Source organism: Streptomyces xylophagus, assembly GCF_000716435.1.
GTDB classification, from domain to species: Bacteria; Actinomycetota; Actinomycetes; order Streptomycetales; family Streptomycetaceae; genus Streptomyces; species Streptomyces xylophagus.
Genome location: NZ_JNWO01000061.1, coordinates 1 through 9,763 on the forward strand (window position 1 = coordinate 1; position 9,763 = coordinate 9,763).

At 68.1% G+C, this 9,763-nt stretch carries 10 protein-coding genes; 9 read left to right on the forward strand and 1 reads right to left on the reverse strand.

Going from position 1 to position 9,763, the window contains the following annotated elements; genetic code table 11:
* Positions 1 to 124: 124 nt before the first annotated feature.
* Positions 125 to 592: a helix-turn-helix domain-containing protein gene (locus OO70_RS49835; protein ID WP_043688070.1), complete on the reverse strand. Its 468-nt coding sequence runs from the start codon at positions 590 to 592 to the stop codon at positions 125 to 127.
* Positions 593 to 867: 275 nt separating this feature from the next.
* On the opposite strand from OO70_RS49835, the gene OO70_RS51685 reads away from it, so the two are divergent.
* The 9 genes from OO70_RS51685 to OO70_RS49880 all read left to right on the forward strand — a co-directional run.
* Positions 868 to 1,206: a WhiB family transcriptional regulator gene (locus tag OO70_RS51685; protein ID WP_051742491.1), complete on the forward strand. Its 339-nt coding sequence runs from the start codon at positions 868 to 870 to the stop codon at positions 1,204 to 1,206.
* 58 nt (positions 1,207 to 1,264) lie between these two features.
* Positions 1,265 to 1,870, forward strand: a complete 606-nt coding sequence (locus OO70_RS49845; protein WP_051742493.1) for a hypothetical protein — start codon at positions 1,265 to 1,267, stop codon at positions 1,868 to 1,870.
* The gene (locus tag OO70_RS49850; protein WP_043688072.1) at positions 1,867 to 2,058 is read left to right on the forward strand and encodes a MerR family transcriptional regulator; all 192 of its coding nucleotides are present in this window, start codon (positions 1,867 to 1,869) and stop codon (positions 2,056 to 2,058) included. The genes OO70_RS49845 and OO70_RS49850 overlap by 4 nt, the downstream gene beginning before the upstream one ends.
* Before the next feature lie 146 nt (positions 2,059 to 2,204).
* The gene (locus tag OO70_RS49855; RefSeq protein ID WP_043688074.1) at positions 2,205 to 2,753 is read left to right on the forward strand and encodes a DUF1707 and DUF4190 domain-containing protein; all 549 of its coding nucleotides are present in this window, start codon (positions 2,205 to 2,207) and stop codon (positions 2,751 to 2,753) included.
* A gap of 331 nt (positions 2,754 to 3,084) precedes the next feature.
* Positions 3,085 to 3,456, forward strand: coding sequence for a 30S ribosomal protein S12 (rpsL, locus tag OO70_RS49860; protein ID WP_003948652.1), 372 nt, complete (start codon positions 3,085 to 3,087; stop codon positions 3,454 to 3,456).
* 3 nt (positions 3,457 to 3,459) lie between these two features.
* Positions 3,460 to 3,930 (forward strand): 30S ribosomal protein S7, encoded by a 471-nt coding sequence (rpsG, locus tag OO70_RS49865; protein WP_005481264.1) that lies wholly within the window; start codon positions 3,460 to 3,462, stop codon positions 3,928 to 3,930.
* A 39-nt stretch (positions 3,931 to 3,969) separates the two neighbouring features.
* Positions 3,970 to 6,099 (forward strand): elongation factor G, encoded by a 2,130-nt coding sequence (gene fusA, locus OO70_RS49870; protein WP_043688076.1) that lies wholly within the window; start codon positions 3,970 to 3,972, stop codon positions 6,097 to 6,099.
* 143 nt (positions 6,100 to 6,242) lie between these two features.
* The gene (gene tuf / locus OO70_RS49875) at positions 6,243 to 7,436 is read left to right on the forward strand and encodes an elongation factor Tu (protein WP_019055493.1); all 1,194 of its coding nucleotides are present in this window, start codon (positions 6,243 to 6,245) and stop codon (positions 7,434 to 7,436) included.
* 167 nt (positions 7,437 to 7,603) lie between these two features.
* Positions 7,604 to 9,763 (forward strand): glycosyl hydrolase 115 family protein (locus OO70_RS49880; protein ID WP_043688082.1); only part of this gene is annotated, 2,160 nt, incomplete at its 3' end.

Below are 9,763 nucleotides of genomic sequence, written 5' to 3' on the forward strand. Positions count from 1 at the left end.
GGAGTGGGGGAAGGTACGGCGGGGCGGGGGGTGGGGGGGGGGGGGAGAAGTCTGGGAGGCGGCGAGGGAGGGACCAGTTCCCTCGTACCGCGAACCGGCGAACCGGTGACCGGAGGCCGGTCGGTCAGTCGGTCACCAGCAGTCGGGCGTCCTCGCGTTCCGCATGTTCCGCGGCCGGCACGTCGTTCGGCAGGAACTGCTCGACCACCCGCACGAACATCTCCCGTCGGTCGGCCGGCACTCCCAGCAGATCGGCGACCTCCTCCAGCGTGGGGCGTCGGGCGAACTCCGCGCCGGGTGCGGGGGAGGCCAAGTAGTCGTGGGGGTCGGCCAGTTCCTCCGCGGTCAGCCGGCCGGAGCGGATGAGCATGTCGCGGACCGGCACCCCCAGCACCCGGGCCAGCCTGCGCGTGGTCTCGAGGTCCGGCATGCTCTGGCGCTGCAACAGGCGCGTGACCGCGGCGCGATGGACGCCCGCCTCGTCCGCTATCCGCGACTTGCCGCCGCCGCGTGGGCTGTCGATGTCGTAGCCGCGCTCGCGCATCAGGTCCTCGACCCACGCGGCGAACGCGTCCAGATCCTGGCTGGTCATCTGTGTGCTCGCTTCCTTTGGATGGCAGCGAGTTTAGCTTGCTTGCGCGCACGGAATTACGTGCTCGCGTGCAAGCACTGAGAAAAACCGCCCCAATTAGGGGGAGGTTCGGTGGAGATAAGGGCGTGACCACCGGTTTCGTGACAGGCGGTCGTCGCTCCTGTGAGGTGAGTGACGAAAGTTTACGTTGCGAGCGCGCGCGCAATCTGTAAACCTGGACGGCCGGACGGCACTTGCCACCTGCCTGTGCCACACCCGTCCTCCAGGGAGGCCCCATGTCCACCGACTCCTGCCCGGCACCACCCCGCCCCTACGACGAACCCGTCGGCTGGCAGACCGCCGCCGCCTGCGCCGGCCTCCCGCCCAAGGCCGTCTTCTCCAAGAAGGTCAAGGAGGCCGTCCCCGTCCTGCGCGCCTGCGCCCGCTGCCCGGTGCGGCGGAACTGCGAGCGGATCGTCGCGCCGGCCGACAACTGGTTCGACGGCGTCTGCGGCGGCCGGCTCTACCGCTCGGGCCGCCCGGTCGAGATCCCCGCGCACCTCCTCCCGGCCGCCCTGACGGCGCTGCCGGCACTGCCGGGCACGCGCGCTCCGCGGGGAGGCTCCCTTGCCTGACCGGAGAGCGGCGTCCGCCGCGACGGACCCGACCGCGCACGCCGCCCTCTGGATCGGCATGCTGCTCCAGCAGTTCCCCGAACTGACCGTCGAACTCGCCCCCGGCCGCACCGCACCGGCCCACCGCGCCCCCGCCCCGCCGCCCCCGCCCGACCTCGCCGACCGGCTCCGCACGGAGCGCGCCGAGGCCCTGCTCCTGGAACAGCGGCACGGACTCGTCGCCCCCGGCCACAGTGCGGCCCCGCTGCGGCTGCACATCTCCGACACGATCCGGGACATCACGGACGGCGTCGTAGAGCTGGAGGAGGCTGTGCGGGATCGGCTCGGGCTGCCTCGTGCGCGGCGCGTGTCCGTGCCCGAGCGGTTGCGGCGGATCGCCGCGCTGCTCGACGAGGTCGCCGCCGACGCCGTACTCGCGGCGCATGTGCGGGACGAGACGCGGCGGATGGCGCGGCGCTGTGCGCGCGCCCTGGGGGACACGGAGACGGTCGTCCGGGTGTCGGGCCGTTGCCCCTGGTGCGACTCCGTGTCGCTGCGGGCGTTCCCGGACCGGGGTGCCGTGCTCTGTGTGAACCCCGCCTGCCGTTGCCCGGCGCCGGACTGCGGCTGCCACGACGACCCGGCCTACCGGCACACCTGGGACGAGGGGGAGTGGAGCCGATGACGAGCGCCGGAGCGCCGACCCTCATCCCCGGGCCGCTCGCCGCGCAGGAGGCCGGTGTCGCGCCCGCCACCATCCGCAAGTGGGTCCAGCTCGGCCGCCTGAAGCCGGTCGGCAGGGCGGGACGCGCACAGCTGTTCCGGCTGGAGGACGTGTTCGCCGCGGAACGCACCGCCCGCCGCACCCGCTGACACAGGCCACCCCGCTCCCCTATATACGGGGCGGGGTGGCCGCCCTCTTTCGATCCCCTTTCGATCCCGGTGGGGAACCGGTGCCGTTTTCGGTGCGTTGGAGCATCATGGAGGCATTCGGTCTCCGGCGCCGGGGGAGGTGTTCCATGTCGTACCCGACACCGTGGCAGGGGCAGGGGTCGCAGCAGCCGTGGCAGGGGCACAGCGGGGCGTCGATGCTGGCCGCGACCGCGGACCGGGAGCGGACCGTGGACGTGCTCCGGGCGGGCTTCGCCGAGGGGCGGCTGCGGGAGGACGAGCTGGAGAAGCGGGTCGCCCGGGCCTACGACGCGCGTACGGTGGGCGAGTTGATGCTGCTGGTCGCCGATCTGCCCCAGGGCCCGCAGGCGCCGGCCGTCCTCCAGGGACCGCAGACGGGCTTCCGGCCGGTGCCGCCGACGTTCCTGCCGGCTCCGCCGCCGACCAACGGCAAGGCGGTCGGCGCGCTGGTCTGCGGTCTGCTGACCGTGTTCACGGCAGGACTGACCGGCATCCCCGCGGTGGTCCTCGGCCACACCGCCCGCGCGGAGATACGGCAGACCGACGAGGGCGGGGACGGGTTCGCGCTGACCGGACTGGTCTTCGGCTGGCTCGCCATCACGGGCTGGACCCTGATCCTGCTGTTCGCGATCGTGGCCGCCGCGAGCTCCACCTGAGGGCTCGGAGCGGGCTCGGAGCGGCTCGGCGGCCGTAGATTCGAAGATCGCGGACGGTGTGCGGCTTCGGCATGTTTCGTGCCGGGCCGTGGGTGCCACCCATTTGTTTTGACCGCAGCGAATGAGGTAGGTACGCTCAGACCTTGTGCCTGGGGTGTGCCCTGGCTCCCGTGCGTGCCTTGAACCGCACTAAGGGAGCCGACACTGGCCACCGCAATCTGCGCCCCTTTTGCTCACCGGCGAAAGTCTGCGGGATTCGACACACCCGACCGCGTGGGTCGGCGACGTTCCAGGTTAGCTTCACCATCGGCACACAGAAACCGGAGAAGTAGTGCCTACGATCCAGCAGCTGGTCCGGAAGGGCCGGCAGGACAAGGTCGAGAAGAACAAGACGCCCGCACTCGAGGGTTCCCCTCAGCGTCGTGGCGTCTGCACGCGTGTGTTCACGACCACCCCGAAGAAGCCGAACTCGGCCCTGCGTAAGGTCGCGCGTGTGCGTCTGACCAGCGGGATCGAGGTCACCGCTTACATTCCGGGTGAGGGACACAACCTGCAGGAGCACTCCATCGTGCTCGTGCGTGGCGGTCGTGTGAAGGACCTGCCCGGTGTTCGCTACAAGATCATCCGCGGTTCGCTCGACACCCAGGGTGTCAAGAACCGCAAGCAGGCCCGCAGCCGCTACGGCGCCAAGAAGGAGAAGTAGAAAATGCCTCGTAAGGGCCCCGCCCCGAAGCGCCCGGTCATCATCGACCCGGTCTACGGTTCTCCTCTTGTCACCTCCCTGATCAACAAGGTGCTGCTGAACGGCAAGCGCTCCACCGCCGAGCGCATCGTGTACGGCGCCATGGAGGGCCTGCGCGAGAAGACCAGCAACGACCCGGTCATCACGCTGAAGCGCGCGCTGGAGAACATCAAGCCCACGCTTGAGGTCAAGTCCCGCCGTGTCGGTGGTGCGACGTACCAGGTTCCGATCGAGGTCAAGCCCGGTCGCGCCAACACGCTCGCGCTGCGCTGGCTGGTCGGTTACTCCCGCGCCCGTCGCGAGAAGACCATGACCGAGCGTCTGCTCAACGAGCTTCTCGACGCTTCGAACGGCCTCGGTGCGGCCGTCAAGAAGCGCGAGGACACCCACAAGATGGCCGAGTCCAACAAGGCCTTCGCGCACTACCGCTGGTAGTCGCTACCCACGACGAGACCGAGAGAAGACCGAAGCCTTATGGCTACCACTTCACTTGACCTGGCCAGGGTCCGCAACATCGGGATCATGGCTCACATCGACGCGGGCAAGACGACCACCACTGAGCGGATCCTCTTCTACACCGGCGTCAGCTACAAGATCGGTGAAGTCCACGACGGCGCTGCCACCATGGACTGGATGGAGCAGGAGCAGGAGCGTGGCATCACGATCACCTCTGCTGCCACCACCTGTCACTGGCCGCTCGAGGACAACGACTACACCATCAACATCATCGACACCCCGGGGCACGTCGACTTCACCGTCGAGGTGGAGCGTTCGCTGCGCGTCCTCGACGGTGCCGTCACGGTGTTCGACGGTGTCGCCGGTGTCGAGCCGCAGTCCGAGACGGTGTGGCGTCAGGCCGACCGTTACGGCGTGCCCCGCATCTGCTTCGTCAACAAGCTCGACCGGACCGGCGCGGAGTTCCACCGCTGCGTCGACATGATCAAGGACCGCCTCGGTGCGGTACCGCTGATCATGCAGCTTCCGATCGGTGCCGAGATGGACTTCAAGGGCGTTGTGGACCTGGTCCGCATGAAGGCGCTCGTGTGGTCCGCCGAGGCGGCGAAGGGCGAGATGTACGACGTCGTCGACATCCCGGCCACGCACGTCGAGGCCGCCGAGGAGTACCGCGGCAAGCTGGTCGAGGCCGTCGCGGAGAACGACGACGAGATCATGGAGCTGTTCCTGGAGGGCCAGGAGCCCACCGACGAGCAGCTGTACGCCGCGATCCGTCGCGTCACCATCGCGTCCGGCAAGTCCAACGGCGTCACGGTCACCCCGGTGTTCTGTGGCACCGCGTTCAAGAACAAGGGCGTCCAGCCCCTGCTCGACGCGGTCGTGCGCTACCTGCCGACCCCCCTGGACGTCGAGGCCATCGAAGGCCACGACGTCAAGGACCCCGAGGTCGTCGTCAAGCGCAAGCCGTCCGTGGACGAGCCGCTGTCCGCGCTCGCGTTCAAGATCATGAGCGACCCGCACCTGGGCAAGCTCACCTTCGTCCGGGTCTACTCGGGCCGCCTGGAGACTGGCACCGCGGTGCTGAACTCCGTCAAGGGCAAGAAGGAGCGCATCGGCAAGATCTACCGCATGCACGCGAACAAGCGTGAGGAGATCGAGGCGGTGGGCGCCGGCGACATCGTCGCCGTGATGGGCCTGAAGCAGACCACCACCGGTGAGACGCTGTGCGACGACAAGAGCCCGGTGATCCTGGAGTCCATGGACTTCCCGGCGCCGGTCATCCAGGTCGCGATCGAGCCCAAGTCCAAGGGTGACCAGGAGAAGCTGGGTATTGCCATCCAGCGTCTCGCGGAGGAGGACCCCTCCTTCCACGTCCACTCGGACGAGGAGACGGGCCAGACCATCCTCGGCGGTATGGGCGAGCTGCACCTCGAGGTGCTGGTCGACCGTATGAAGCGCGAGTTCCGCGTCGAGGCCAACGTCGGCAAGCCGCAGGTCGCGTACCGTGAGACGATCCGTAAGGCCGTCGAGCGCGTGGACTACACCCACAAGAAGCAGACCGGTGGTACCGGTCAGTTCGCCAAGGTGCAGATCGCGATCGAGCCGATCACCGAGTCCGACGGCCCGGCGTACGAGTTCGTGAACAAGGTCACCGGTGGCCGTATCCCGCGGGAGTACATCCCGTCGGTGGACGCCGGTGCGCAGGAGGCCATGCAGTTCGGCATCCTCGCCGGGTACGAGATGACGGGCGTCCGCGTCACGCTTCTCGACGGTGCCTACCACGAGGTCGACTCCTCCGAGCTCGCCTTCAAGATCGCCGGATCACAGGCCTTCAAGGAGGCCGCCCGCAAGGCCAGCCCCGTGCTGCTCGAGCCGATGATGGCCGTCGAGGTCACCACGCCCGAGGACTACATGGGTGAGGTCATCGGCGACATCAACTCCCGCCGTGGTCAGATCCAGGCCATGGAGGAGCGTGCCGGTGCCCGCGTCGTGAAGGGCCTCGTGCCCCTCTCGGAGATGTTCGGCTACGTCGGCGACCTCCGCAGCAAGACCTCGGGTCGCGCAAGCTACTCGATGCAGTTCGACTCCTACGCCGAGGTTCCCCGGAACGTCGCCGAGGAGATCATCGCGAAGGCCAAGGGCGAGTAACACACACCGTTTGCACGCTTTAGGCTTGACACCGACCGCCGGGGCTCACCCGGGAGGGCAGACCCCGGCGGGCGGCATCCCAGCAAAGATCACCTGGCGCCGATGAGTAAGGCGTACCAGAACCACTCCGCAGGAGGACCCCAGTGGCGAAGGCAAAGTTCGAGCGGACTAAGCCGCACGTCAACATCGGCACCATCGGTCACATCGACCACGGTAAGACGACCCTCACGGCCGCCATTACCAAGGTGCTGCACGACGCGTACCCGGACCTGAACGAGGCCTCGGCCTTCGACCAGATCGACAAGGCTCCTGAGGAGCGCCAGCGCGGTATCACGATCTCGATCGCGCACGTCGAGTACCAGACCGAGACGCGTCACTACGCCCACGTCGACTGCCCCGGTCACGCGGACTACATCAAGAACATGATCACGGGTGCCGCGCAGATGGACGGCGCGATCCTCGTGGTGGCCGCCACCGACGGCCCGATGCCGCAGACCAAGGAGCACGTGCTCCTGGCCCGCCAGGTCGGCGTTCCGTACATCGTCGTCGCCCTGAACAAGGCCGACATGGTGGACGACGAGGAGATCCTGGAGCTCGTCGAGCTCGAGGTCCGTGAGCTCCTCTCCGAGTACGAGTTCCCGGGCGACGACCTGCCGGTCGTCAAGGTCTCGGCGCTCAAGGCGCTCGAGGGCGACAAGGAGTGGGGCCAGACGGTCCTCGACCTGATGGCCGCCGTCGACGAGGCGATCCCGACCCCGCCGCGTGACACCGAGAAGCCGTTCCTCATGCCCGTCGAGGACGTCTTCACGATCACCGGTCGCGGTACGGTCGTCACCGGCCGTATCGAGCGTGGTGTCCTGAAGGTCAACGAGACCGTTGACATCATCGGCATCAAGCAGGAGAAGACCACCACCACGGTCACCGGCATCGAGATGTTCCGCAAGCTGCTCGACGAGGGCCAGGCGGGCGAGAACGTCGGCCTGCTCCTCCGTGGCATCAAGCGCGAGGACGTCGAGCGCGGCCAGGTCATCATCAAGCCCGGCTCGGTCACTCCCCACACGGAGTTCGAGGCCCAGGCGTACATCCTGTCCAAGGACGAGGGTGGCCGTCACACGCCGTTCTTCAACAACTACCGTCCCCAGTTCTACTTCCGCACCACGGACGTGACCGGCGTCGTGACCCTCCCCGAGGGCACCGAGATGGTCATGCCGGGCGACAACACTGAGATGACGGTTTCGCTCATCCAGCCCGTCGCCATGGAAGAGGGCCTGAAGTTCGCCATCCGTGAGGGTGGTCGCACGGTGGGCGCCGGCCAGGTCACCAAGATCAACAAGTAGTATCGATCTGACCAGGTAGCTTTTCCGGAGGGGCCCGTACGACTTCGGTCGTACGGGCCTCTTTGCTGTTACGAAACTATTCGGCGGGTACGACCCGTTGTTCCCTTCCTTCACTCGCCCCACCATTTGTCATGCCGCTGAGCAAATTCGCTTCGGAGGGATGAGACATGGGTGAGCACGTGAGCCGAAGAGCCGTTCTGGGTGCGGGACTTGCCGCGGTGCCGGTGCTGTCGTCGGGGGTCCCGCAGCCCCTGGACACGGGTGCGTACATCTCCTTCTCGCGTACGACGGGTGCCTTCCCCCTCGTCGGCGCCCCGGTCGTGGTGGACCCTGACGATCACCCCGGAGTCGTACGGGTAGCAGAGGACCTGAGGGCCGACATCGAACGCGTCACCGGCGTACGCCCCGGCAGCGCGCTCGCGCGGGAGCGTGAGGTGGTACTGGTCGGCACGATCGGCCGCAGCGCCCTGATCGACGGTTTGGTGGCCGCCGGGAAACTGGACGTGTCCGGGGTGCGGGGCAGGTGGGAGACCTCGCTGCAGACGGTGGTCGAGCGGCCGATGCCGGGTGTGGAGCGGGCGTTCGTCGTGGCGGGGAGCGACCCGCGCGGCACGATCTTCGGTGCGTACGACGTGTCGTACGGCATCGGGGTCTCGCCCTGGCACTGGTGGGACGACGTGCCGCCGACGCATCGCGACGAGGTGTGGGTGCTGCCCGGGCGGTACTCGCAGGGGACGCCGGTGGTGAAGTACCGCGGCTTCTTCATCAACGACGAGAATCCGGCGCTGGGGACGTGGGCGCCGGCGTACTTCGGGCCGGGGAAGGCGCCGGGGTATCCGGGCGGCTTCACCGCGGACTTCTACGGCAAGGTCTTCGAGGTGCTGCTGCGGCTGAAGGGGAACTACCTCTGGCCGGCGGTGTGGGGCCGGGCCTTCGCGGAGGACGATCCCGAGAACCACCGGAGGGCGTCGGAGTATGGCGTTGTCATGGGCACGTCGCATGAGGCACCCATGATGCGGGGCATCGAGGAGTGGAACCGGCACGCGGTCGCCGCCGTCCGGGACTCCTCGGGCGCGATCGTGACGCCGGGGCATGATCCGTACGGCGGGACGGGGGAGTGGTCGTACCGGCTCAACTCCCCGGCGATCCGCGCCTATTGGCGGGCGGGCGTGCAGCGGATGGTCGACCAGGGTTTCGAGGGTGTCGTCACGCTGGGCATGCGCGGGAACGGCGACACGAGCCTCCCGGACGGCGACGGCATCGAGCTGATGCGGGAGATCATCGCGGCGCAACGGCAGATCATCGAGGAGGTGACGGGGAGGCCGGCGGCGGAGACTCCGCAGGTGTGGACGCTGTACAAGGAGGTGCAGCGGTACTGGGACCGGGGGTTGAGGGCGCCGGACGATGTCACGGTCGTCCTCACGGACGACAACTGGGGGAACATCCGTAAGCATCCGGATGTAGGGGACGGTGAGCGGGCCGGCGGCTACGGCCTGTACTACCACTTCGACTACGTGGGGGCCGGGCGGAACTACAAGTGGGTCGATACGGCGAACCTGCGGAACGTGTGGGAGCAGCTGCACGCGGCGTACGCGTACGGGAACCGGGGGTTGTGGGTCGCGAACGTGGGTGACCTGAAGGGGAACGAGCTGCCGACCGAGTTCTTCCTCAACTACGCCTGGAACCCGGAGTGTTGGGATGTGGACGAGCTTCCGAGCTGGGAACTCCGGTACGCGCGGCAGAACTTCGGGGCGACCGAGGCCCGTGCGGTTTCTGAAGTCCTGGCGGTGTACGGGCAGTTGCAGGCGCGCCGCAAGCCGGAGTTGCTGAACCGGCGGATCACTCTCGTCGACGGACAGGTGGTCTACGACGATCAGCAGACCCCATTCGCCTTCGGGCACCGGGAGTTGGAGCGAGTCACGGAGGAATGGCGGGAGTTGGGGCGACGCGCCGAGCGGATCGGGCGGCGGTTGCCGGGTGGTGGGGTGCGGGACGCGTGGTTCGAACTTGTCGGGTACGAGGTGTTGGCGACCGCCAACCTGTATGAGCTGCGGTCGGCCGAGTTCACCAACCTGTTGTACGCGGCGCAGGGCCGGGCCGCGACGAACGACCTCGCGGACGCGGCGGAGGCGGGTCTGGCCGCGGACTTCACGTTGGCCGACCGCTTCAACTCGGCGGTGGCGGGCGGGAAATGGCGGGGCTTCCAGACCCAGCCGCACATCGACTACGGGGATGTGGACCGGTACGGGCCCAATGCCGGTTGGCAGCAGCCGGAGAGGGACAACGTGGCGTTGCCGGATGTGCTGTTTCCGGCGGTGCGGCGGATT